This window comes from Exiguobacterium sp. s50 (assembly GCF_018618175.1).
In the GTDB taxonomy this organism is placed as follows: domain Bacteria; phylum Bacillota; class Bacilli; order Exiguobacteriales; family Exiguobacteriaceae; genus Exiguobacterium; species Exiguobacterium chiriqhucha.
This window is the reverse complement of record NZ_JACSLP010000003.1, coordinates 208,302-231,925: the sequence shown is the minus strand read 5'-3', so window position 1 is coordinate 231,925 and position 23,624 is coordinate 208,302. Positions and strand designations below refer to the sequence as shown.

General features: G+C 42.7%; 20 protein-coding genes. 8 read left to right on the top strand and 12 right to left on the bottom strand.

Features of this window, described 5'->3' with window-relative positions; genetic code table 11:
- Positions 1 to 11: 11 nt before the first annotated feature.
- The gene (gene dptG, locus KNP68_RS05665; RefSeq protein ID WP_214798995.1) at positions 12 to 1,421 is read left to right on the top strand and encodes a DNA phosphorothioation-dependent restriction protein DptG; all 1,410 of its coding nucleotides are present in this window, start codon (positions 12 to 14) and stop codon (positions 1,419 to 1,421) included.
- A complete protein-coding gene (gene dptH, locus KNP68_RS05660) occupies positions 1,402 to 5,439 on the top strand; it encodes a DNA phosphorothioation-dependent restriction protein DptH (RefSeq protein ID WP_214798993.1) in 4,038 nt (1,345 codons plus the stop codon). Before dptG ends, dptH begins: the two co-directional genes overlap by 20 nt.
- A 50-nt stretch (positions 5,440 to 5,489) precedes the next feature.
- Here the strand turns inward: dptH and KNP68_RS05655 are convergent, their stop codons facing one another.
- The 7 genes from KNP68_RS05655 to dndD (KNP68_RS05625) all read right to left on the bottom strand — a co-directional run bounded on the left by KNP68_RS05655 (position 5,490) and on the right by dndD (KNP68_RS05625) (position 14,575).
- Positions 5,490 to 6,608, bottom strand: coding sequence for a cysteine desulfurase family protein (locus tag KNP68_RS05655; protein ID WP_214798991.1), 1,119 nt, complete (start codon positions 6,606 to 6,608; stop codon positions 5,490 to 5,492).
- Position 6,609: 1 nt separating this feature from the next.
- On the bottom strand, positions 6,610 to 6,990 hold the full coding sequence (locus KNP68_RS05650) for a DndE family protein (RefSeq protein WP_214798990.1): 381 nt from the start codon (positions 6,988 to 6,990) through the stop codon (positions 6,610 to 6,612).
- Positions 6,974 to 8,998: a DNA sulfur modification protein DndD gene (dndD, locus tag KNP68_RS05645; RefSeq protein ID WP_214798988.1), complete on the bottom strand. Its 2,025-nt coding sequence runs from the start codon at positions 8,996 to 8,998 to the stop codon at positions 6,974 to 6,976. The genes KNP68_RS05650 and dndD (KNP68_RS05645) overlap by 17 nt, the downstream gene beginning before the upstream one ends.
- A complete protein-coding gene (gene dndC / locus KNP68_RS05640) occupies positions 8,988 to 10,643 on the bottom strand; it encodes a DNA phosphorothioation system sulfurtransferase DndC (RefSeq protein WP_058763153.1) in 1,656 nt (551 codons plus the stop codon). Before dndC ends, dndD (KNP68_RS05645) begins: the two co-directional genes overlap by 11 nt.
- A gap of 28 nt (positions 10,644 to 10,671) precedes the next feature.
- The gene (gene dndB / locus KNP68_RS05635; protein ID WP_214798987.1) at positions 10,672 to 11,772 is read right to left on the bottom strand and encodes a DNA sulfur modification protein DndB; all 1,101 of its coding nucleotides are present in this window, start codon (positions 11,770 to 11,772) and stop codon (positions 10,672 to 10,674) included.
- 156 nt (positions 11,773 to 11,928) lie between these two features.
- Positions 11,929 to 12,324, bottom strand: a complete 396-nt coding sequence (locus KNP68_RS05630) for a hypothetical protein (protein ID WP_214798985.1) — start codon at positions 12,322 to 12,324, stop codon at positions 11,929 to 11,931.
- A 4-nt stretch (positions 12,325 to 12,328) separates the two neighbouring features.
- Entirely contained in the window at positions 12,329 to 14,575 is a 2,247-nt protein-coding gene (gene dndD / locus KNP68_RS05625; RefSeq protein WP_214798984.1) for a DNA sulfur modification protein DndD, read from the bottom strand.
- Positions 14,576 to 14,725: 150 nt separating this feature from the next.
- On the opposite strand from dndD (KNP68_RS05625), the gene KNP68_RS05620 reads away from it, so the two are divergent.
- Both KNP68_RS05620 and KNP68_RS05615 read left to right on the top strand, forming a co-directional pair.
- Complete coding sequence (locus tag KNP68_RS05620) at positions 14,726 to 14,974, top strand: hypothetical protein (protein WP_251131468.1); 249 nt, start codon at positions 14,726 to 14,728, stop codon at positions 14,972 to 14,974.
- Positions 14,975 to 15,101: 127 nt separating this feature from the next.
- The gene (locus KNP68_RS05615; RefSeq protein WP_214755721.1) at positions 15,102 to 16,640 is read left to right on the top strand and encodes a hypothetical protein; all 1,539 of its coding nucleotides are present in this window, start codon (positions 15,102 to 15,104) and stop codon (positions 16,638 to 16,640) included.
- Between the two features lie 111 nt (positions 16,641 to 16,751).
- Here KNP68_RS05615 and KNP68_RS05610 read toward each other — a convergent pair whose 3' ends face one another.
- From KNP68_RS05610 to KNP68_RS05595, 4 genes are read right to left on the bottom strand one after another with little or no spacing between them, the layout of a single operon-like run.
- Complete coding sequence (locus KNP68_RS05610; protein ID WP_131471053.1) at positions 16,752 to 17,108, bottom strand: DUF1304 domain-containing protein; 357 nt, start codon at positions 17,106 to 17,108, stop codon at positions 16,752 to 16,754.
- A gap of 1 nt (position 17,109) precedes the next feature.
- Complete coding sequence (locus KNP68_RS05605) at positions 17,110 to 17,403, bottom strand: putative quinol monooxygenase (protein ID WP_021066808.1); 294 nt, start codon at positions 17,401 to 17,403, stop codon at positions 17,110 to 17,112.
- Positions 17,404 to 17,418: 15 nt separating this feature from the next.
- Positions 17,419 to 18,057, bottom strand: coding sequence for a nitroreductase family protein (locus KNP68_RS05600; RefSeq protein ID WP_058763170.1), 639 nt, complete (start codon positions 18,055 to 18,057; stop codon positions 17,419 to 17,421).
- A 23-nt stretch (positions 18,058 to 18,080) separates the two neighbouring features.
- Complete coding sequence (locus KNP68_RS05595) at positions 18,081 to 18,491, bottom strand: MarR family winged helix-turn-helix transcriptional regulator (protein ID WP_034776750.1); 411 nt, start codon at positions 18,489 to 18,491, stop codon at positions 18,081 to 18,083.
- A gap of 178 nt (positions 18,492 to 18,669) precedes the next feature.
- Here KNP68_RS05595 and KNP68_RS05590 point away from each other — a divergent pair.
- Positions 18,670 to 20,240, top strand: a protein-coding gene (locus tag KNP68_RS05590; protein ID WP_214798981.1) for an IS3 family transposase whose coding sequence is annotated in 2 segments (ribosomal slippage) — positions 18,670 to 19,309 and positions 19,309 to 20,240 — 1,572 coding nt in all. Because the reading frame shifts where the segments join, the coding sequence is not laid out codon by codon here.
- A gap of 61 nt (positions 20,241 to 20,301) precedes the next feature.
- Here the strand turns inward: KNP68_RS05590 and KNP68_RS05585 are convergent.
- Positions 20,302 to 21,054 carry a hypothetical protein gene (locus tag KNP68_RS05585; RefSeq protein WP_214798979.1) on the bottom strand — a complete coding sequence of 251 codons (753 nt, stop codon included), beginning with the start codon at positions 21,052 to 21,054 and terminating at the stop codon, positions 20,302 to 20,304.
- A 179-nt stretch (positions 21,055 to 21,233) separates the two neighbouring features.
- On the opposite strand from KNP68_RS05585, the gene KNP68_RS05580 reads away from it, so the two are divergent.
- From KNP68_RS05580 to KNP68_RS05570, 3 genes are read left to right on the top strand one after another with little or no spacing between them, the layout of a single operon-like run.
- Positions 21,234 to 21,635, top strand: coding sequence for a GntR family transcriptional regulator (locus KNP68_RS05580; protein ID WP_131471055.1), 402 nt, complete (start codon positions 21,234 to 21,236; stop codon positions 21,633 to 21,635).
- On the top strand, positions 21,610 to 22,491 hold the full coding sequence (locus KNP68_RS05575; RefSeq protein ID WP_021066815.1) for an ABC transporter ATP-binding protein: 882 nt from the start codon (positions 21,610 to 21,612) through the stop codon (positions 22,489 to 22,491). The genes KNP68_RS05580 and KNP68_RS05575 overlap by 26 nt, the downstream gene beginning before the upstream one ends.
- Positions 22,481 to 23,614 carry an ABC transporter permease subunit gene (locus tag KNP68_RS05570; RefSeq protein WP_021066816.1) on the top strand — a complete coding sequence of 378 codons (1,134 nt, stop codon included), beginning with the start codon at positions 22,481 to 22,483 and terminating at the stop codon, positions 23,612 to 23,614. Before KNP68_RS05575 ends, KNP68_RS05570 begins: the two co-directional genes overlap by 11 nt.
- Positions 23,615 to 23,624: the final 10 nt, after the last annotated feature.

Here is a 23,624-nt window from a genome sequence, read left to right as displayed (position 1 = left end):
GGTGTAAAATGATGAGATTATTACCAGAAAAAATATTTGATGAGAAACAAGTGATTGTGCTAGATAAAGATCGAAAAAAAATAGCAAAACGTCAAACCTCGAATTTTTATCAAGTTCTTCCTTTTACTACAGGGAAGAGTGATTCGATTAAAAATGCCCTCTTAGATTGGGAAAAGGAAGTCGGGGCTTTCTCTAGAAGACTTCTCAATCAAGATTTATCAGCCAAATCATTCAATACAGATCACCTTTTAGAAGGGGTGCTCGATCGAGTCGAGAGTTTACCTGAACACGAAGATGAAATTCATACCTTTTTCAGTGATTTGCTTCTTCAAAGAGATGGTGGATTGAATGTTACTCATCCGAGTATGTTTATGTACATTCAAGGGAACCCTGCTACTAAGAAAAAATTGGGTACTTTTTTAGCAGACTTGACGCACCATGCTTTGGATGATGAACAAATTGAAAAGATTAGACAGATTTTTAAGTCTGAGCAGAACGAGACATTGTTAGACAAAATGATTGTGAATTTACTGCCTAACCTTACTGAGAAAAAGTATTCCGTGGAGCATGCTTTATATTCTTCGTTACCAATAAAATTATTGGGCGAAGATTTGATCTATTTGGCACAGCATCCTCAATATTTTTTGAAAGAAATCAACCATTTACTTAAGTACTACTTACACTATGTTGTTTCCCAGACGACAATTAAGATTAATAATTTTGAAACTTCTAATTGGCATCAGCCGTCTAAGTTGTTTTATACCATTCATCACGAAACGACTGTTACCTCAAGACGTAAGACAATGAACTCTGGTATGGGCTTATTAAATAGTGCTAGTGAGAATATATTTGTACATGAATTGACGATGGCACAGTTAAGCTGTAATTCTCATAACCCATCATTAGAGCAAGATAAGTCTAAAATCATGACTTACGATGAGGTTTATAAGTATTTTGAATCTTTAGAAGAGACTGACCAAATTCAATTTTTAAGTGATATTGATTTGCAAAGTGAACGGATTCTCACATATGCGGGTTTAGAAAATCAAGTGAAGAGAAGTGAGACATTCAACGAAGCGGTTAAACAATTATTTAACACGATGAAAATTACGACTCCTAAAGAGGCACAGTCACGTTATGGCGATCACGTAAAGAATATTGCAAAGTCACACTTTACGAAACGTCGAGGACGTTTAGGGTACGTATTATCGTTGAACCAAGAAATGTTGATCCTGATGTGTGCTGTCAGTTGTAAAGATGATCGAATCACATTTGTAGAGCTGCTGGAGCGTTTGAGTCAAAGAGGCATCAATTTTGATACCGAATCATCAACAGCACTTTTACAATTATTAGAAAAAATAAACGTCATTGATAAGAAGAGCGATAGTGGGGAGGCGCAGTATGTCAAACCAATTTTATGAGTACGTCACGAAGAAAATAAACGGTCATTTTTTAGTAAACACTCCGCAACCTGGAGATAAATATTACTTGCAGCTAGAAGAAGAAAGTCATGTTAAATATTTGAAAGACTATCTTGAACAAGAAGCAAGCGAACGAGTTAAAATGTTTGAGTACGAGCTGAACGGTGTTACTGAATACCGCACAATTGCAATTGATTACGGGACAAGCGAGTTGATTATTGCGACTCAAATCGAGGGAATTCAACCTGATTTCTTTGTTAAGCTTCGCAACTTGGTCAGTGAACAAGAAGGGGAAGGCGTGAACCGCTCACTTCTTGTGATTTATCATGGACAGCTCGACAGTATTGATGGTGGCGGCGCCAACCTTCAAAAAGAAGGAATGCCTTTGAACCCACAAAAAATTCTAGAAGAACTGAAGAGTGAATTAAAACAGATGGCCGAACGTAAAGGCGCGTTGGTTGAAGTAATTGATTTTCATTTGAAAGAAATTGAAGAAGAGTTCAGTTCGTTCAAAGGTGTCTCGTTCTTTGATTTTGAAGAAATCTTATCCCTCATGCAAAAATCAGAACTTTCAAAGTCTGATTTTCTAACGCTACGATTCTTCCATGACCAAGAACTCGAATCATTTGTGCAGACATCTTCCAAAAAAGAAATACGAGAAAGACTGCGTGAAAACAGAGATTTATTTGAATTTGTTCAAGACAGTCATTTTAACGAAACAGTTGAGACGCAATTACCTAAAAAATTCAATGAACAAGGTGTCAATAAACTGAAGCATGACCATTGGAACGAACTCACCTTACAAGAAGTCATCAAGCTTAAAGCTGAAAAGAACAATAAAGTGTTTGAAATTGATGAAATTACAGTCGTCAATGAACATTCGTCGGTAGTCGTTTGGGATCGACCACACAAAACGACTAAGACTGGAAAGCGTACGCGCTATGTCGCCATCTTCAATCCGTCTCACGAGCAAGAAATCAAATTGCGAGCTAAGTATGTGATTGAAGGAAAGGGTGTGCGCAAGAGTTTAGAAGAATCACAAATCAAAATTGAATATTGCAATCCTTTACTTGAAGTGACGCCAAGTGTGAAAACAAATAATTTATATATGACGCTTACATCTACTCAAACGCAGGGCGCCACACAGTGTACGGTGAAATACAAAGTGAAAAATGAAAACACACTCTATTCAGAGTTAAATATTATGGTGTTCCCATTCTCGAGCGAGGTCTTTAAAGACTACGCTGGAACTTATGAAGTGAAGCGGATGAAAGGGAACGATATCGAATATTTGATTTTAGGGAATAAAGAAGGCGAGCTACGATTAGGGGACGGTTCACAAACCCCTGTCTCTCAAGAGCAAGCGCTAGTAAAAGTAGATGATGAACCGAACGTCACGTATCATTTTGATCAAGATTTGTTTGAAGAAGATCAATTTTTGCAGTTAAGCGTTGGAGAATCAACTCCAATTAATATCAAGCTTAGTGTTGATGCCTCTAAACCGCATCCAATCGCAAATATTAGATTGTACAAAGAGAAACGTGAGAAGCGTTCTTCGATTGTCCACGGTACAGATGGGAAATTAATTTTAAAGAACCAAATTTACTATCCACAGAATGAATATAAAGATTTTTTAGAGTATGAAATGGAATGGCTTGATCAAAGTATGCAAACAGCTGTATTGTCTTCCGGTGTCATCAGTCCTGTCAATCTAGAGTTTGGTGCTTTCTATGAGCTGAGAGAAGCGTACAACCTATTCCTAAATCACTTTAAAATCAAAAAGACTGTCCCGATGTTAGCATATTGGGATGATGAATATAAGCGAGTCGCTTTGAATTATGTGCAAGCTTATGTAAAAGCGATTGAATCGATTCAAGAGGCCGATCGGTTATTTGAAGTCGGACACTCGATTTTAAAATTAGGCGTGTTGTTTAATAAAAAAGAAGAAATCGTCTATTTCACTCCATTCCATCCGGTTAACGTCGCGTTTCAATTAGAGTTGAATACGCAACTTGGAGATGAAGAAGTATCAGAAAGTGTGCTTAAACGTTTACGCGCAGATGCACTGGCTCCATACCTATGGTTTGAAGGTAAAGCATATAAAGCAGAAGCTCAGTCGAATTTACCAGAGTGGATGATTTATCGAGTAAAGGAAGAAGTTGTTGTAGCTGAGGCTGACCGCTTCCTATCAGAAGTGGTCAAAGAAAAATTAAATCAATTTGTAGACCACTTCACCTCGCTGTTTTATCAGACAAATCAAGTCGTTAGAGCGCCTTTATATTTAAATGTGATTGAAATTCGAAATGATGAGATGGTATTAAAAGGTGTTGTTGAATGGATTTTCCGTCAACTGAAAGACAGCTACGAAAAGAATAAAGATGAAGTGATTCCTGTTGAAGTAAAACTTTATTGCGATTCCGGTCGATACAGAAGTGCATTCGATCAATTTGCAGCTAAAGATTTTATGGAAGAGGATTGGGAACAGTTTGAGTATTTATACACGCTCATTCCAAAAAACTTTATTCTTTCTCCACAAGAAGTGGCAGAGAAGATTCAATCGTTCATCAATCACTATCATATTCAAAATGAGCAATTTAATGATTTTGATTATGCTCACATTAGTTTCTATAAAATGAGTGGTGAGGAGCAAGTCATTACCGATAAAATGGAGTACATTAAGAGCGGTAATGCGATGAGTGGTTTGTATTCGACGCTCGCACCGACCATCAAAGACGGGCAATTTAGTATGGGCTTTGGACTTCGCGGTTATGAAATTGAAGACAATGATTTACTCTTGCGCTGTGCTAAGTCGTTTAATGAATTGAACGTTCATATGAAAGACAACGGTAGTAGTTCATTCGCACATGGTGTCACGGCACTGGCTAGTATTACTGATGCTAGAGATGGCTACAAGTTGCAGAATATCTATGAAAGTTCTCATTGGGTCACGTTAATTGAACCGACTGTTGACCTTGGATATTTTTCATCTAAGCAAGGAAATCCCGATAATGAATTGATTATCATTCACTATAACGATCAATCTTCTTCTTACCGGTATGATGCGATTACTGTTACGAAAAAAACAGCGCAATATCAAGCGGTCATTAAAGATTATTTGAACCATGAAAAACCTGATTTGAATACAGATGAGAGTATCAAAGAGATTATTCAAACGTTCAACGTCATCAACGGTGAATGGCTGCTCTCTATGATCCAACAAGGGCTCAGCAATGAGACAGCTCGAAACATCCATAAGAGTCGAGAAAAATTCAGTTTGTTGGCGGCTGTGAAATATTCGTTGGCTATGTTCACAACCGACGACATCACGTGGGTTCCGATTTCGCTAGAGGAAATCTTACGTGTTGCAAAAGCAATTGGTCTAAATCACGCGAGCTCACCGTTTACCGTTAAGGCGCTAGGGAAATCGGGAAGCTACTCAGACGATTTACTCTTAATTGGTATTCAAGAGACGGAAGGTAAATTGAAAATGCATTTCTACCCGATTGAAGTGAAGATTGGTAGAAACTTGAATAACGTATTAGATAAAGCACGAAATCAAGTCGTCCGGACGAAATCCCTCTTTGACTACGAATTAGGTGTTGGAGAGACGGAGACTACATTCTCGCAACAGTACTATCGGATGTTCTTTGCCCACTTATTCTTAGCGAATGCCAAGAAATTGTTCGAAGGGAACTTGTGGTGCGAAAAAGATAACGACTATGATTTTGAAAATGAACGCCTTTCTGTCGTCGAGAAATTGATGAAAGGCGACTATGAGATTTCTAACGAATTAGCCGATTACTTCAACAAAGGTGTAGTTGTATCGTTTAAAACGGAAGAGACCATTTCGTCAGTAGAACGAGTGGAGGATGACATCCTGTTGCTCAATTTACCAGAACAATATGGAATCAGTGGTGGTTCATATTCGATTGAAGAGATTCGACAATCAATTGTACACGGGAAAAAGGACATCCCTAGAGAAGAAATGCTCGAAACATTCAAAATTAATAAAGTTTGAACGTAAAAGACCGGCTCAATTTAAAATGAGCCGGTCTTATTTTATGCTTTTCAAAGTTGTTTAAAAATATCCAAGTCTTTTGAAGAGATACTTGAAGAAAGAGAGAACCGAATCGATGATCGCACTTCATCCAATGTTAATCCAATTGCTTGCAACACGTGACTCGGCTTACTTGAGCTACAGGCTGATCCGGTGGAAACAGCCATTACCGGAGCTAACTGCTTCACGAGTACCTCATTATTAATCCCGATAAATTGAACATTCACAATTCCAGGTATTTTATCAGTATGATCACTGTTGAACCGAATATTTGACCCGAACTTCTCAGATAAAAGATGAACCAAATGCTGTTCAAGTTTTTGTAATTTTTGAATGTTCTTAGACAAGGATGCCTGATGCATTTCAGCGGCTTTCCCCATTCCTACGATTAAAGGAACAGCTAACGTTCCACCGCGCACGCCTTGTTCTTGGCCACCACCATGTATTAAGGGTGTCAACTTTCTTGGAATACCATCCTCATCCTTTTGCACATAAGCGACGCCGATACCTTTTGGACCGTTGAACTTATGCGCAGAAGCGGATAAGAAATGAACGTTCGTCAGTTCTGACAGGTTGATTTTCATCTTTCCGATGACATGTGTCGCATCGGTGTGGAAGAGTGAACCATATTGAGCAGCTAGTTCAGAAGCTCTCTGAATGTCATTTAACGACCCTAACTCGTTATTTCCCCAGATGATTGAAACGAGTGAAGTAGGGCGTTTTTTTAGTAGAGACTCTAATTCGGAAAAGTCGATTCTGCCGAACTGATCAACAGATAGATACTCGACGTGGATTTTCAATTGTTCATTCAAATACTTTGCAATTTCCAAGTTAGATGAATGTTCGGCTACCGTTGTAATCACTTGATGGTCCGGTAGGGAAGAACCCACACTTTTTAAAATCCAATTGTTACTTTCTGTGGCTCCCGAAGTGAAGTAGAGCTCTGAAGAAGAACAACTAAAAAATTTGCTTAACTGTTCTCGAGCCTGTTCAACAGCATCCTTGGAGTTCTCTGCGAGCGAGTAATATTTACTAGAAGGATTTCCGAACTCTTCAAGAAAGTAGGGGAGCATCGCTTCAAGTACTTCAGGATAAACAGGTGTTGTCGAACTGTTGTCTAGGTATAGCATGTTACCCCTCCTGTAGAGCCAATAACTCTCTTAAGAATTGATTCGTACTTCTTGAGAACTGAAACATTTGATAAAGTTCTTCAGCGCCTCTAGTAATGTGTGCATTGAAATAGTCAGGAAAGTAATGCTCTTCCTCAATATGCTTATTTGCATGTTGGAGAATCATTATTTTGAACATCTCATCATGCTCCCCAGTTAAAGTGGCACGATTAATTTCAAAATTTGAAATCGTTTGGCCCTTAATGCTGGTTGGAGTTTGTTTGTTCTTTAATGAAATACCCACGGCAAAACGAGCCAGTATATTTGGCGTGATATGAGTCGAGTTTGAAATCTCTTTAAAATAGAGATGAGTTTGCTCAGTTAGTTTAAGACGGTAATTCATTAGTTTTCACCTGCGCGTTTTCAAATTCAAAATACGATGGAATGACTTGTGTTTCTAAAAGCTCGTTATCAAATTGGAGACTATACTCTCTAGAAATAGACGGTTTTAGTACGTCATAGTAATCTTTACTGATTTCTGAGTCAGTAGATAGTACTAAGACCTGTTCACCGAATTTAGGGAGCAAGTTGCGAAGAATATTATAACGATGGTCTCGGTCCAGGCGACCTAACAACGTATCGAAAATAAATGGCATTTGGTTTTCAGAAACTTTAAAGATTGCCCAAATCAATGAAAGCAATAGAATCTGTTTCTCACCAGAAGACAAAGTGGCCACAGAGATTCGAGATTGATCTTTGGATAATAAAGTCAAAGAGAAATCTTCAGGCATAATCGATAGCTTCTCAATGTAATCTTCTTTGCGCATCAATGTTTTTAACATCCGTAAAGCATTTTCTTCAACATTACGAATGACTTTGTAGCGTTGTTGTAGTCTAAAGTCTTCAAGTAAAGCTAATGTAAGATTTGCGTTCTGCGAAAGAAGACTTGATTTTGAAGTGATTTTCTCAATCTCTTGCTTGAGTAGGGCATTTTCTTCTACTAAATTTGAGTATTGAGCATGAAGTTCATCTTCAGTTTGAAGGATGTGTTCAAAACGTTCTTTTAAGTGAAGGTGATTTACTTTTAATCGATTTAGCTCTTCAAACTGCTTCTCGAAATCGATATGATTTTCTTCTCGAATGATCAGTTTTCTTCGCAACGTTTTCAATTCGTCGATGATTTCATCATCTCGATTGAGGTTTGACAATAAATTTTCAGATGAATGAGCATCAACAAGCGAGAGCATATTTTCTACTTTTGCTTTCGAGCTGAATGAAGCATCGTGAATGATTTCAGTAGATGGGACCGCCATTTTTAAAGCGGCATTGAATTCGTTCTTTAACAAATCATGTTGAACCGTACCGCCTAAGTTGCGTGAGACATTTTTATAGAACTCATCGGAGAAGACCTTTTCTAAGTCCTCCACACTTCGCACTAATAATTCTGACTCCACTTGATCAGCAGCTTGCTTAAGTAAGTCGTGATTAATCGTAAAGGCATAATATTCGCTAAAGAAGTCTGAATTCAATTGCTTCAACGATTGACGCTCATGTTCGAGTCTTCTAATGTCATCTTTTAATTTCGCTTCTTCTTCTTTACTAATCACATCATGGGCTTTTAGTGATTCAGAAAAAGAGGCGACTTCAGCTTCACTGATTTCGATTTTCTTAAGAGCTTGTGATTTTTCAATCTGATTTTTTTGAAGCTTTTGTTCAGCCTCAATCAAGTCATTCTTGATTTCATCCAAACGTTTTGATTTTTCTTTACTCAGTTTCGTTTTCGCTTCATCGCGAACAAGCGTTTCAATAGTTTCCGTTAACAAATCAGGAATTTCCAACTTAAAGGCACTTTTCATTAAGTCATCAAGGTACTCCGAAAGCTTTCCTTCGTTGATGATTTGGTTAATGGTTTCGCCATCAAATAAAGAGACATTGAAGAGGTATAACGGAGTTCGTTCCAAGAATAATGAATAAACTTGGCTCTGATCTTTTTCTGCTAACGGTAGGGTACTCCCGTCCCGATAGATATTAAAATATTCTTTAATATTTTTTGCGTCGATTCCCCAAGACCGTTCAAACAGATAGCGAGACATTGTTTGATTCGTAGTCGTAGTGAACGTGATTTGAATCTTTGAAATCACTTTTTTCACGTTATACCATTCACGCTGGTCTCGAATTTCGCTATTGATTAACTTTTCAATCTCACGGAAATAAGAGGGAGTTGGCGCTTTGATTCCAAACGCCTGACTCCCGTATAAACCTGTGCGGAGAGCATTCAAAAATGTCGTTTTACCTGCGCCATTCTTCCCTCCGATTAAAACAACATTTTTATTAGAATTTTGATTCGTAAAATCAAACGTTTGATTCTTATAGGCTCCGATGTTTTTCAGGACAATCGATTCAATCTTCATAGTTCTTTAAATCTCCTTGCTCTTTATACAGATTCAAATAATCTTGGCTCAATAATGCAGCAACATCTTTATTGAATCCACGCTTTACTTTTACACCTAGAAAATCATTTGCCGTCGTAAATAATTTTTGAACCATGTTGAAATCAAGACCATGCTTTTGAGAGAGTAGCTCCAAGTCATTTGCTTGATCACTCGTCAAGATTTGGCGATCGTCTTGTTCCCAATCCAAATCGACACCGAATACTTCACGATATAGTCCAGGTAACGTGTCTTTCCAATCACCTTCACGAAGCCATAGACGACGAATTGCACGTAGTTCATCGTTTTGAATCAACTTATACTCCACCGAGTTTGGAACTTTTAAGTCACGTTGTAGGATGAGCAAATCACGCATCAGTTCAATTCGAGTAGCTAACGTGAACGGTCCGAGTCCAAGATGTGAGTAAACAGCTTGCCCGTCGTTATTCGTTTCAAGAACGACAAATTGAATATTGAATTCCTCTGGTTTACTCAAATCAATATTATGTGTCGCAATGAACTGACTTAATTGACGTTTCGGAACTGCAAGAACGCTCTCGTCTGTTAAGTCCTCAATACGATCTACAACTTTATGAGAAGTAGCTGCACGACCACCTTTTTTCTTTTGAGCGATATAAATACCATCTTCTTTAATTTCGTGTGGAACTTCTAGCAAGTAGAAGGCACCATTCATCCGCTTATGCATCCGTTTCGAACGGTCGTCTCGAATAAGTACCATCTTATTACGGAATTTCAATAAAGGCTTCAACCAGTCATGTTCACCAGTTTGAATGAAACCAGTCAGCGATTTATCTTGGTTGACGACGGTACATGTCCAACAGCCGAAGCGACTGTTCCCACACGAACCAGCGCTCTCTTTTATATTTTGGTCGACGACTAACGGACATTCGCTACTTGAGTCCATGTACATTTTTTGAAGTTTATGATGATCTTCTCCCCAAGGGGCGGGGTTTTGAAGAAGGTAGCTCCAAACATCATCTAACACAAACTCTTTGATTGGTGCGAAAACATATGCATTAGCCAATGAAGTGTGTCGCATCAATTCGCTGCCCATGATTTCATGGTCTTTAATAGACTGTCCCCGGCTCGTACTCTCAGATGAACGGACTCCAAGCACCATAATAATTTCACCATATTTGGAGACTTTATCTTTAATGAAGCGGTTAGCTGGATCGATTTTTAGGCGGTCTGTACACCATCTGAAAGTCTGGTTAGGGGTAGGGTAGCCACGGCCGATAATATTCGTCCAAAACGTCTTTTCCGTTAGCGGTTTGACCTTCTGTGTTTCAATCGGGAGATTATATTTTAACGCGGCTTCCTGCATCCGATGGAGTGATCCATTAATCATCGAGACGACGAGCGGGTTCTCGACCAATGTATCAGATGAAATGATAAATACTTTTTTATGGAGTTGTTCTGGTGAGAGCTCCAACAGCGCTTCAAAAATAAGTTGTGTCGTCAGTGTTGAGTCTTTTCCGCCGCTGAATCCGACTACCCACGGACGTGAGTCATTTAAATAGACTCGTTTAATCAAATCGATAGAGCGTCTAGAGACCGTGTCTCCTTCATGCTGAGTAAATAAATTACTAATAATACCTTGTGTCATAAATCATCATCCTCTCGTGCCAAAACAGTTATATAACGTTCATGCTGGATTTTTGTTGGTCGAAGTCTTTCTCTTCTTTAGTAAGTTCGATGCCAAGTAAAGATTTGATGCGAATGGCAGTTAAACGAATCGTATAGTTATTCTTTAATATTCTTCCATTCTCATTAAAAGCACGACCTTTCCAATCCTTCTCATTCGATCGACTCCAATCGATGTCTTTGAATTTTAAAAGATATGCAGTCCATGTATCAGGTTTCTGTTCAATCAAAGCACGAGCTACTTCTGCTGCAGCCTCGATGAATAGACCTTGACCGGCAATTGAAATCATACGAAGATCACGGGGAGAGATTTCTTTATTAAATACCTGCTCCCATTCATGAATACTATTGCATAGAGTCGTCCAAAACGTTTTAATGTTCAATGCGTCTTCTTCAGTTAAAAACGCACCTTTTTTCTTGTTGATTAAGCGCTTATTCGCATTGTAAATATGATTCAATGCCAATAGTTTTGGCGAGTTTTTAGACAGCGAAGTCTTTTCCATTTCTGTATAGCGCTTTAAAAGCGGTATCTCTTCGACAAGTTCCTTTGTCAAAAGTGACAATTGGTCCCGGTGATCGTATAAAATCCCAATCGAAGACGTAGTGTTCACAGCATGACGGTTCAAATCCGAGAATATTTGTTGAGAACGCTCTAATCCTTCGTCATGGAAAAAGACGACCGAAATCGTTTCATTTCCTAACTCAGGCATAATCTTAAGGGCTTCTTCAATGGCGGCTCGTCGATGTTGGCCATCGTTGATTAAAAAGCGTGAATCTAGCGCGATAGCGAGTTTTCCTAAGTCCTTAAAATTCGGTTCGTCTGAAAATGGAGTAAATTGAATCTCACCATCAATCGATGCAGTCAAAGAAGAAAAGACATAATCCTTTGATTGATCTACGATATAATTTGTAATCTCAGGAACTCGAGATTTATTCAATATACGTTGTGAGCGGTATTGTGGAGGAACTTCTTCCTCGTCAAAAAGAAAGATTTTTGGAATCAATTTAAGAGGGCACATCACCACGAAATATTCTTTTTCGGCTTGATGACCTCGTAAAGCAGGGAAGTTATAACTGAAATTAGGATCCATAGCTAATCTCCTTTAAAATAAATTACGTACGTAATTTAAAGAAAGTACAATGTTTTATTAGGTAAAGTTTATCATATGCTTCTTTTCAAAAATAGCGGAAAGCTCAATTAAATTAGAAATTTAAGCAAGAAAAATCTCAGCGATAATTCGCTGAGATTATGCAGTCAGTAGCTTGATTAAAAACTCTTCTTCAAATAGGGCATCATCTGATTCAAGTAAAGATGAAATATGTGCTACTCCTAATTCGATAAACCGTTTCATATAATCACGGATGATTTTTTCATCTTCTACCTCTTTTTGTAACTCATTGATGATGAGATGTTTGGCAAGCAGGTAGTCGTTACCGTTGATGATTGATCCCATATCCCATGCCCCAGAACTTAGTTCAGAAGGGAGCTCGGATGTGATAGAGTAGTTTTCGATTCCATGCATCAAACTGAGCTTAACGACAAACGGTCTCGGATCCTTTGGTACGTAGTGCTCCAAGTGACTGATGATGTTGTCGATTCGATCTTTACTTACTTGAGACAGCTTAATTCCTTTTGAGTCCATGATTTTATCCTTTCACTAGTTCGAAGTAACCTTCACGAATCAATGTATACTTCTCTTTTTGGTTATAATCCAACATGATTTGCTTAGACGTGTATTCTTTCATCAGTTCTACATACTCAGGTGTGATTTCCGTATCTGTCGACAGGATAACAACTTGTTTACTGAGATGCTTGTAAAAATGTTCTACTAAGTTTTTACGGTGATAACTGTCCAAGCGACCGAGCGGGGTGTCGATGATCATCGGCAAGTCCAAATCAGCGGCTTTAATCATTCCCCAAATAAATGCAGATGAGATGATTTGCATCTCGCCAGCCGAACGTTCTTCGACTGAAATTTCAGCGCCGCGCTCATTCTCGATTCGAATGATCATCTTATGGCGATCGACGAAAGCACGACCAAATTCATCTTGTTTTCGCATGAGCCTATTCAGCATTTTATCGAATTCGCGGCTGATCAAATCAATTTTCCAGCTTAAAACTTTTTCTGAGTATTCATCGATAGCTTCTTTGATTTTACGATACATATCTACATCGTTTATCAAATCATCGGCGTTTAAGGCAGTGGACTTTGTTCCTTTTAACTTCGCTTCTAATGAACGAATCTCTTGGACGCACTCTTGTTCTTTCTTCTTGATATTCATATGAATGCTCTTCGTTCTTCCGAGCACTTCTGTAATTTCTTGAATTTTTTTATCTTCTTCATCGACACTGATTGAGGATGGAGCTAAATCAATTTTTTGTTGTAACGACTCGATTGAATGCTTGATGTTGGTTGCCTTTTTAATCAATTCAACAATTTGTTTCTTAACAGATGAAGCATTGACACCCATGATAAATCTGCGATCATTCGGAGACAGGTCATGCCACGTTTGTTGATTGTCTACTGATGTCGTAGCCTTATAGTTCTCCTTTGATAACCAAATCGTTTTTCCAATCTCTTCGACTTGATGTAATTGCTCTTCAGTCAAGGGCGGATTGATTGGCTCAGAAAGAAGTTTCGACATAAATTGATGATAAGGCGTCAAAATTTGTTCAACTCTTTGCTGATCAGTAGCATATTGTTGTTCCAAATTTAAGCGTTTTTTTAAAGCATCAATCTTTGTAGGGGCAAAAGACGGAATTCCTTGCTCACCAAACAGTTTGGAGATTTGCTCCATGATTTGAGTATGCTGAGCTGTCAATGAACTCATAGTTGAGATAAATTTTTCTCGTGATTCGTTGTTTTGCATCAGCTTCTCATTGCGAAGCTTTTTGAGTTGATCAAGTTGTTTATTGTATGTGGAAACGCGCCCTTCGGCTTTAGTTCTTTTTTCTGTCAGTTCACTTAATTGGTCTTTTAATTCAGAGATTTTTTTGTTGAATTTTAATAGTTCAGTGCTCTTTTGAGCAGTGGCTAGTTCATTGACTTTTCGTGAATAGATTTTGTCTAAATCGCCTTTGAGTTCATTAAAGTATGACATCCCGTTCATCCGTCGGATTGTTGCTTTAAAGTCTGCTGAATTACGAGAAGAAATAATCCGTCGAATTTCTTCACCATCAAAAATCAAAAATTGCGACGCTTCAAATGGAATCAATTTGTCGATGGTGCGGTTGAAGTCGTCAACATTGTGCGGCCCGATTTGTTCATTCCGTTTTGCACGGGCAGCACCGATTGTACGCTTACTGAACGTCTTGCTTTCTGAGACAACCTGTTTCTTACTATTGTATTGCCACACGACTTTTATTTCATAGTGGTGACCATCCCCAGGCTCGAATACAAGAGAGGCACTAGCTTCACGTCCGCCTTGTTCGAAGAATGAATTATTTATGGTGTTCGTGAACTGTTGTTGAAACTCAGCATCAGTCATGCCCCGCTTACCGTATAATAAGTAGCGAACGGCCTTCAAAATCGTTGTTTTCCCGGCACCGTTCAAGCCACCGATCAGAATTATGTTTTTATCGTCCGAGTGTGTATCGAAATTAATTGTTTGTGAATTTAAGTATGTTTTGTAATTATTTAATTGAATGCGAACTAACTTCAATCCGGATCTTCTGCTTGATGAAGCCGAATGGGTTAAAGAGTCCCCTTTTTTGATTAAATATTTAAGTTCTTCTTCTAACTCTTTTTGGCGTTTAGTAGGGGATATTGCTTCACCGTAATAATTAGCCTTTGAAGTAGTGAGAACGTTTTGAAGTAGGTTAGGAGATAGTTGGTGATTGGCAGAAACTTCTTTTAGAATGTCTTGCTCATTCTCATAAATCTTGTGATTCATAGTAAAATCCTTTCTAGAAAATAATATGTTGAGACTATATTGTTATTATAAAGGAAAATAACTTAAAAACCTGTAACTTTTTTAGAAGAGGTTTGGATAAATAAACCATGTAGTAATACATACATAAAAGGGGAGATTACATTGAAAAAAATGTTACTTCGCAAAATCCAATTCGCCCTCCAGCATCACGGTGGGACGGCGTCATTGAAAGAAATTAACGAATACATCGAGCGGTCATACTATCAACTTGAACTCGATCGGTATAAAGATTGGAAGGCTCACGTTAACAAACAGATTCGGGCCCATTCGAGTGATTCGGCCAGCTTCGCGGGTAAAGAAGACTTGTTTTATTCCACGGGAAATAAGGGCATCTGGGGCCTTCGCCAACCGAATAAGTAACCGAAAGCGGAACCATTTCAGTTGGTTCCGCTTTCAATATTTACAATCCGTCACACCCCCTTGTCACAAAGTCGACAATACGTTACACTTCGAGACAGTGTGAAAAAAATGTATAAGGGGTTTATCCATGGAAATCGTTCAGCAATTATCGCAAGTACAATTACTCAACCAATTCTGGTTGCTCATGGCCTTCGTCATCCCGATGGTCATTTTATCGCGGATGGTCGTGGCCGGCTCACGGTTCTCACCAATCCTCGTCATCGTCATCTTCGGTCTCGGACTTGGTTTCGCCATGGTCGAGATGGGCATCGCGACACCGGGTCTTCCTGAATTCCCGCTCGTCGACTTCATGTCACGGACGACGATCATCGCGCTCGTCGTATCGTTCTTCGTCGGTGGACAAGAACTTCGTAAGATTTTGAGCAAGCAAGAGCTCGACGTGAAGGATATCGTCGTGCCGTCTAAAGAAGAGATGTTCCTCGGGACAGGGCGGACACAGTTCATCTTCATCGTCCGTTCGTTCTTCTTGCTCGTCGGTCTCGAAGGGTTCTTCCGTATGATGATTCAACCGGGCGCGGCAGAGGGCATCATGCTCTACTACCCGATCCTCGCGTTAATCGGTCTCGCGGCATCTTTCCTCTTGATCGACCACAAGGCGCAAATCGACGACAAGAAGGTATACATGCGTAAAGGTGTCATCGAGACAGTCTTGATGCTCGTCATCTTGTTCGTCTCGTACGGCATCGCCATGGCGGTACAACCAATCATCGCATTGCCACAGATTTTCTTCGCCATGTTGCTCTCGTCAGCACTCGGTGCCATCTTCCACAATTGGACGTATGGACCGACCGTCCGTGCGCTTCTGTTCGCCGGGATCCCGGTCGTCTTGGCCGCCAACTTCATGGTCGGTGGTTCACGAATCGGTGATGCGTTCGCCATCGAAGGCATGAACTCGATTCTCGTTTACGGTTTCTTCGGTCAATTGTTCTGGATGTTCGGTGGGATTGCGCTCCTCATGTGGTTCGCCCGCACAGGACATATCCGCAACCTCGCACCAGGTATGGCCGGCTCGCTCTCGCACAGTGGTCTCACAGGTGCATGTACGGCTGGTGACTTCGGTCAAGTGGCAGCAAAACGTGCCCCAATCATGATTAACATCCCGTTCTTCGGTCACATCTTCGTGTTCTCGATTTTGGCAGTCAGTGCCGACAACGGGGCGCTCTGGATTTGGCCGACGGCAATCATCGTCTTGGTCGGTCTCACATTGACGGCGCTCTCGCTCAAAAACTTGCGCGGTGCCAACGGAGAAGACTTCAAAGAAGTGAAGGCGCTCATGCAGTTCTCGTTCGGTTGGCAGATGATGGCGGTCTTCGGTGGACTTGTCATCCTCAGCTTCAGCACGATCGCGTTCGACTACACGACGATGGCTCAATCGTCAGCCATCTCGCACTTTGGTCTCTTCGCAGCCGTCCAAGGCGGCATGTTCGGGACAGAAGCATCGCTTCTCATCCCGCTTATCTTCTCAATGCCGTTCCTCGTCCACCCAATCGTGTTCTACATGTTCGGAAAGGCGCTCGATAATAACGGTGAAATGCCACGCGTACCGGTTTACGCCATGGCGCTCATCGGTGTCGTCGGAGTCTCGTTCGCGATTCTCGGCGTATAACAAACAGCCGCTTCTACAAATGCGTAGAAGCGGTTTTTTGTGTGCCGAAACATCGAACCGATGAATCGATGAGACAAAAAAACGGCCGACACGAAGTCGACCGCTTCAGGCTCACCACAACATGGACAATAGCGTCAAAATCGCCAATCCGCCTTGCGTGAGGATGATTTTTTTATTGCTCGTCATACTGCCGTACAGCGCGACGAGCACGATATAGATGAGGAGCATCGTGACAATCTCGATTGACTGGCTGACGAACAACCCGTACAGCAAGCCGACGCCGATCAATCCGTTATAGACACCTTGATTCTTGAACAGCACCGACACGGAATCACGCGCGAGCTCTTGTTCCGTCATGTTGAAGACACGGGCCGTTGTTTTTGAACGAGTGGCGAACGTCTCTAAATACAGGATGTAGAAGAACTCGAGTGCGACGAGCGTTCCGAGGACGAGGGTGAGTCCGGACATGTTAGTTGGCCGTCGCGACTTCCGTCACATGGAGCACCGGCTTCGCCGTCACGTAATTGCCTACGTTTTGGGCGAACGCGATGAGGTCCGGGTTTTGGTTGTGTTGTTCGACGGCCGCTTGATCGGCCCAGTTCTCGATCATGACGAAGCGGTTCTCTGAAGTCGTCGATTGGAACAGTTCATAGCTCAAGCAACCGGCTTCTTGTTTCGACGAGTCGATGAGCTTGTTGATGTCTGCCAAGAAGTTGTCAAATTCCGTTTCTTTCACGTCGAAAATAGCATTGATTAAGATCATGTGGGTGTCCTCCGATTATTTGAATGATGTGATTTTTTCAGCGTCGAGACGTACCGATTGGTAGCCTTCTTCTGCAGCTTTACCGACCGAGAGAATCATGACCGGCACGTAACGATCTTTATCTAAACCGAACGCTTCCGCGAGTTGGTCTTTCTCGAAACCACCGATTGGGTTCGTGTCGTAACCGTGAGCACGAGCGACGAGCATAAATTGCATCGCTGCGAGACTCGAGTCGATTTTGACGATGTCGTTCATCTCTTGTGTCGACAAGTTCTTGTAGTACGGAAGGATGGCGCCGAGCTGTTGGTCGCGTACTTCTTGTGGCATTTTGCCTTCTGCGACAGCTTGGTCATAAATCTCTTCACCGAGCTCGTAGCATTCCATGTCGCCGAAGATGAGGACCATCGCAGCCGACGTGTCGTTTTGACGGACGTTGAAGCGGATGAGCGGCTTGAGCGTTTCTTTCGCCTCAGGGCTCTCGACGACGACGAAGCGCCACGGTTGCATATTGACTGAAGAAGGGGCCGTTGTCGCTTCCTCGATCATTTGAAGCATTTCAAGTTGTGAGATTTTAACGTTCTCGTCGTAGACGCGGATCGATTTACGACCGAGCATCACGTCAGTGAATGTGTTGTTTTCGAATGTAGTTGCCATGGATATTACCTCTTTCTCTCTTGTTATAGTTGGTTAAGCTTTTGCAGCAGACTCGACAGCTGATTGATCTCTGACTCGGACAGCACTTTCGTGATTAAGTGTTTGCCGCGGTCGTGGTCTTGTTCACAACTCGTCAAGTCATGCTTGGCTTCGTCGGTCAAATGGACGAACACTTCACGATGGTTCGCGGTGTTCCGTTCTCGTCGGACGTAGCCTTTTTCTTCAAGGATCTTCAAATGGCGGGTGATGGCCGCATTGTCGATTTTCATCGCCTGCTGAATTTCGCTTTGCGAACAGACGCCCTTGTCATGCACAATCATGAGCATCTCATAGCGGGTCAGGCTGAAGCCCGTCTCTTTCTCGAACGAGGTTGCGACGCGTTGGTCCGCCAGTTTGATTTGGTACAGCAGTCGGCTGATATCTCGTAATTCCATCTGTGGTGTCTCACCCCTCTCATTTGATAAGTCAATTGTTGACTCGTCAAATGTAAAATATTCACGACGTGCTGTAAAGGAGAATGCTCACAAAAAAAACATCCGCTTTTGATATGCTCCCCAATAGGTAGACAGATGAAATAACAAATCTGTTTATCTGATTGGGGAGTGTTTTTTTATGGCGAGAAGTCGGCATTCGATCGAACAAAAACTGAGCGCGCTGCGCATGATGAATGAAGAAAAATATACTTGGAAGGAAATCATGGAGGCCCATCACGTCTCTAAGCATACCCTTCGGGTATGGAAAGTGAAATTCGATACCGGTGGGATCGATGCGTTGAAGGAATCAAAGACATGGAGACCTTACACCAAGGAACAGAAGATTGAGGCCGTCCGCGACTATCTAGATGGGATCACTACTATGGAAGTTCTCTCCAAACATCAGATCAGTGATTGGTCTGTTCTTCGAAGATGGGTTAAGAAGTATACTAGTCATAGCGAGTTAACAGATTCGAGGAAAGGGATGGATCGAGCTATGACAAAAGGAAGAAAAACTACATTCGAAGAACGCTTTGAAATCGTGAAATACTGTTTGGAGAATGGACGCAACTACCAACAGACCGCGGAAAAATTTCAGATGTCCTATGCCCAGGTCTATGGCTGGGTCAAGAAGTATGACACGAACGGGGCAGAAGCGCTCCTAGACCGCCGTGGGCGTACGAAGCCAGAGGACGAACTAAGTGAAGAAGAGAAGCTGAAACGCCGTATCCGGCAAATGGAGCTTGAGAACGAACTTCTTCGTGCAGACAACCTGTACCTAAAAAAGTTAGAGGAGATCGAGAGGAGGTCGTGATCAGCCAGGTACGGCTACAGCAAAGATACACCGCCATCAAAGAACTATACGAAGAGGAGGCCATTTCGATCGTCCTCCTCTGTCGGGTCGCTGGCATCTCACGGGCGGCCTATTACAAATGGTTGAATCGCACCATACCGGTGCGTCAAGAAGAGAACGAGGAGCTTCTGGAGGACATTCTTCTACTCTATGACCAGGCGAACGGCACATACGGATACCGTCGGATCACGATGACAATCAATCGGCTGCGTCGGCAACAAGGTCTGTCCCCGTTCAATGAAAAGCGAGTCTATCGTTTGATGCATATCCATGGGATCCAATCAATCATCCGCCGGAAGCGGAAGAAACATAAGAAGTCGACGCCACAGCATGTGGCGGAGAACCTGATGAACCGAGAGTTCAGTGCGTCCCGCCCGGACGAGAAATGGTGCACCGACGTCACCGAGTTCAAATATGGTTCCGGAAAAAAGGCATATCTCAGCGCAATCATCGACCTGTATGACGGCTCGATCGTCGCCTATCGTATCGGGAGGTCCAACAACAACGTTCTCGTCTTCCAGACGATGATGCCAGCCATCGCGGGGCTCCGGTCAGGAGCGGGTCCGATGATCCATAGCGACCGAGGGTTCCAATATACCTCGAGAGGGTTCAAGCGAATGGTGGAAGACGCGGGACTGACCCACAGCATGTCCCGGGTCGGACGTTGTATCGACAACGCCCCGATCGAGAGTTTTTGGGGCACCTTGAAAGTTGAGATGTACTACTTGCGTCAGTTCCAGGCCTATAACGAACTCACGACGGCCATCGAGAAATACATATCGTTCTACAACCACGAGCGTCTCCAGAAACGACTAAACGGCTTGAGCCCTGTCGAATACAGGTCTCAAGCCGCCTAGGTTGGTTTTCATTATTTGCCCTGTCTACTTGACGGGGAGCAGTTCATTTTGCGAATGGTGATCACTCCTCATATTTGGTGCCGTCGAAGTGGTAGTCATGGATGAACGTCGTCTCGTCGAAGCCATATAGTCGATCATGACGATTCAAGTCCTCAATCGTCTGAATTTCATGCATCGCCGGTTCTCCCGGTAAGGAATCGCGGGCGACGTTCAAATACCGCTCGGTGAAGTCGTCATCCTCATACGGTGTCCCGTCGAACGAGAAGTGAATCGAGTAGACGTCGTCCTCCAAAGCACGAATCACGTCGAGCATCCGTTGTTTCTGCGAATCGGTATTGGCCCAGTCCTCATGGAACATGACCGACACGTCCAAGAACTCTTTCGACTCGATGTCGAAGACGGACGTCGGGGTAGGGCGTACGGTCGTCGCAACCCCTTCATCCACACCGGTCGGCACACTCGCGCGAACCGTCTCTGCCTCCGTCAACAAGTCGAGTTGCTCGAGTCGCTCCTTGAACGTGTCTTCGGCCTCTTGTTGCCAGACATGTTCGAGCACGTTGTCATGGATTGTTTGATCAGACCGATACGTCTCGGCCCAGTAGTCACCTTCGAGTATCGGATCAGTCAGCGTGAACTCGGCCGCATAGCCGCCCATCTTCCAGTCACGCTTGAGCGTGACCTCGACGTCCTCTCCATATGTATCTTCAATATAGGATGCGTATCGTTCTTCCTCATCTTGTTTTGCATACGTCGACCATGTCGTGCCAAGCGCGGTCACGGCGACAGCGGTCGCGACTAACCATCGTTTTCTCATTTTTGATTCACCTCTCTACCAATGTACCTGAAATGGAAGTGTCCTACCTCGGTCCAAAGTCGTATTCAATTTATTACCAAATACCTGTAAACTGAAAGTGCCCTTGAAGAACTAATATCTTTACGTGTACTAATACATATAATACACTTAAGTTACGTACACAAGAAAGGGTGTGACCCATGTTATATAAAATTGATATGAAGAGCGTGGAACCGCTGTATGAACAAATCGTTAACCAGACGAAAGCGCTCGTCATCCGTGGCATTTTACGTCCAGGGGATAAAGTCATGTCGGTGCGTGAACTCGCGACCGACCTCGTCATCAATCCGAACACGGTCAGCAAGGCGTATCAGGAACTCGAACGGCTCGGCTTGCTCGAGATGCATCGCGGACGCGGGACGTTCGTGTCCGAGGACTGGATTGACCAAGACTCGCCGCGCGCGCCGATCCTTGAAGCAATCAAGAAACTCGCCATCGATTGCCATTATGCCAATATTGAGCTCACCGAAGCGCTGACGCTATTTGAGACAGAGTATAAGAAAGTAGGGGAGAACCATGCTGACAGTACAGCAACTGAGTAAGACGATCGATCGCCAGCAAGTGTTAGAAGATATCGACTTCACGGTCGACTCCGGTGAAATCATCGCGCTCGTCGGACGGAACGGGGCCGGCAAAACGACGTTGCTCCGGACGATGGTCGGTATCATTCGACCGGATAAAGGTGATGTCCGTTACGGACCGTCGAGCATCTTTGAGAAGGCGGAGTTGAAGCGTGACGTCATCTTTGTCCCGGATTCGGCCGACGCCCTCAAACATTATACGATTAACGAGGCGGCAGCGCTCTACGAATCGATTTACCCATCGTTCAACCGATCGATTTTCAGAGAGACGCTCACTCGCTATAACATCGACAACAAGAAGATTCGCCAGCTCTCGAAAGGGCAGAAGGCGATGGTGACGCTCTCGCTCGCGTTCGCCGTCCAAGCGAAATATTATCTGCTCGATGAACCGACGGACGGACTCGACGTCGTCGCCAAGTCGGACGTTTTGAAGCTGATGATCGCCCAAGTCGAGGCACGTAACTGTTCCATCATCGTCTCGAGTCACCAGTTACATGAGCTCGAACGAATCGCCGACCGCATCATCATGATCGAGAAGGGCCGCGTCAAGGCGATCATGTCGCTCGAGGAGGCGCGCGAGACGAGCGTCAAACTGCAAGTCGTCTTCAACGACCAAGTACCGGTCGAACTGCTCGAGCGCAAGGACATCGAAATCATCAATGTGACCGGACGCGTCGCCTTGTTCATGGCGAAAGAACGGACGAAAGAGCTCGATACGTTCGTCGATGCGCACGACCCGATGCTCGTCGAAGAAATCCCGATGTCGCTCGAAGACATCTTCCGGGTCCAATTAGGAGGTGAGGCAAGTGTCTTTTAAAGTCCTATTAAAGAAAGATTGGAAACAAGTCTCGATTTTGTGGATGTTGCTGGTTTTTCTCGGAGTGATTGCGTTCACGGTACCAGTTTGGTCACAAATGCAATACTTTGACCAGGAACTTCGTAACATTCAAGAAAATCCAGATGAATATGCCGATTGGATCGATGGGGATTCGTCTGATTTGTCCGTCCAAGACTTTTTTAATGAAAATAATGGGACAGGCTATTGGATTGGTGACTTACAATCGCTCATACCGATGGGTGGGGTATTGTTTTTATTCGTTATTTTTGGTGCTCTCATGGCATCCGTCTTGATTGGAGCAGAACGGAACAGTCAAATGTCCGATTTCACGATGTCTCTCCCGTTCACAAGGAATCAGCTTTACATATCGAAATGGTTAATTGGAACGGTAGGAATTATTGTATCGTCTGTGCTCGGTGGTACGCTCATGATAATGATGATTCGCTTCTCGGACTACGCGTTTTTAATGGAAGGAAGCACGAATCGAGTCATCGCGCTTGTCGTTCTTTTGATGCTTAGTGGTATCTCTTTCTTCTCAGCTGCTCTATGGATGGGATCGTTCGGAGGAGAATCGATTTCACAGGTGATTTGGACATTCATTGCGTTAGTCTTCCCAATTGGTTTGATTGCGCTCGTGCAAGGATCTGTCTATGCGTTTTCACAACAGTATGATTCGAGGTATGCATTCTTCGACGATTTGTTCCAGAGTACGTTTTTACGTGTTTTGTCGCCATTCTCTAACTTGGCAAACGTAGACATGTATCAATACTTTACTAACCAAGCTGAATGGCAGAAATTCTTAGCAATTGCGCCATGGAGCGCACTAGCTTTCATCGCATTATCATTCGGACTCGGCCTTTGGATGTTCAACCGAGCACCTCAAGAAAACAACGGACGATTTTTTATGTTTTCGAAATGGCTATGGCTGATCCACATCATCATGGTTCTCTGTTTCGCCATGTTAGGAGGAATCGTTCTCTCAGCATTCTCGATGCAGTCAGGTTTTGCACTATACATCGTTGGCTTCCTGATTGGCGGCTTCATCGCCCACTTGCTCGCCAAACGGTTGCTTTACCGCTTTAACTTGAAACTAAAATCGTAAGGAGGATTCT

Coding starts and splice junctions, on each gene's coding strand:
- dptG (WP_214798995.1), top strand. CDS start 12: ATGAGATTATTACCAGAAAAAATATTTGATGAGAAACAAGTGATTGTG.
- dptH (WP_214798993.1), top strand. CDS start 1,402: ATGTCAAACCAATTTTATGAGTACGTCACGAAGAAAATAAACGGTCAT.
- KNP68_RS05655 (WP_214798991.1), bottom strand. CDS start 6,608: ATGCTATACCTAGACAACAGTTCGACAACACCTGTTTATCCTGAAGTA.
- KNP68_RS05650 (WP_214798990.1), bottom strand. CDS start 6,990: ATGAATTACCGTCTTAAACTAACTGAGCAAACTCATCTCTATTTTAAA.
- dndD (WP_214798988.1), bottom strand. CDS start 8,998: ATGAAGATTGAATCGATTGTCCTGAAAAACATCGGAGCCTATAAGAAT.
- dndC (WP_058763153.1), bottom strand. CDS start 10,643: ATGACACAAGGTATTATTAGTAATTTATTTACTCAGCATGAAGGAGAC.
- dndB (WP_214798987.1), bottom strand. CDS start 11,772: ATGGATCCTAATTTCAGTTATAACTTCCCTGCTTTACGAGGTCATCAA.
- KNP68_RS05630 (WP_214798985.1), bottom strand. CDS start 12,324: ATGGACTCAAAAGGAATTAAGCTGTCTCAAGTAAGTAAAGATCGAATC.
- dndD (WP_214798984.1), bottom strand. CDS start 14,575: ATGAATCACAAGATTTATGAGAATGAGCAAGACATTCTAAAAGAAGTT.
- KNP68_RS05620 (WP_251131468.1), top strand. CDS start 14,726: ATGTTACTTCGCAAAATCCAATTCGCCCTCCAGCATCACGGTGGGACG.
- KNP68_RS05615 (WP_214755721.1), top strand. CDS start 15,102: ATGGAAATCGTTCAGCAATTATCGCAAGTACAATTACTCAACCAATTC.
- KNP68_RS05610 (WP_131471053.1), bottom strand. CDS start 17,108: ATGTCCGGACTCACCCTCGTCCTCGGAACGCTCGTCGCACTCGAGTTC.
- KNP68_RS05605 (WP_021066808.1), bottom strand. CDS start 17,403: ATGATCTTAATCAATGCTATTTTCGACGTGAAAGAAACGGAATTTGAC.
- KNP68_RS05600 (WP_058763170.1), bottom strand. CDS start 18,057: ATGGCAACTACATTCGAAAACAACACATTCACTGACGTGATGCTCGGT.
- KNP68_RS05595 (WP_034776750.1), bottom strand. CDS start 18,491: ATGGAATTACGAGATATCAGCCGACTGCTGTACCAAATCAAACTGGCG.
- KNP68_RS05585 (WP_214798979.1), bottom strand. CDS start 21,054: ATGAGAAAACGATGGTTAGTCGCGACCGCTGTCGCCGTGACCGCGCTT.
- KNP68_RS05580 (WP_131471055.1), top strand. CDS start 21,234: ATGTTATATAAAATTGATATGAAGAGCGTGGAACCGCTGTATGAACAA.
- KNP68_RS05575 (WP_021066815.1), top strand. CDS start 21,610: ATGCTGACAGTACAGCAACTGAGTAAGACGATCGATCGCCAGCAAGTG.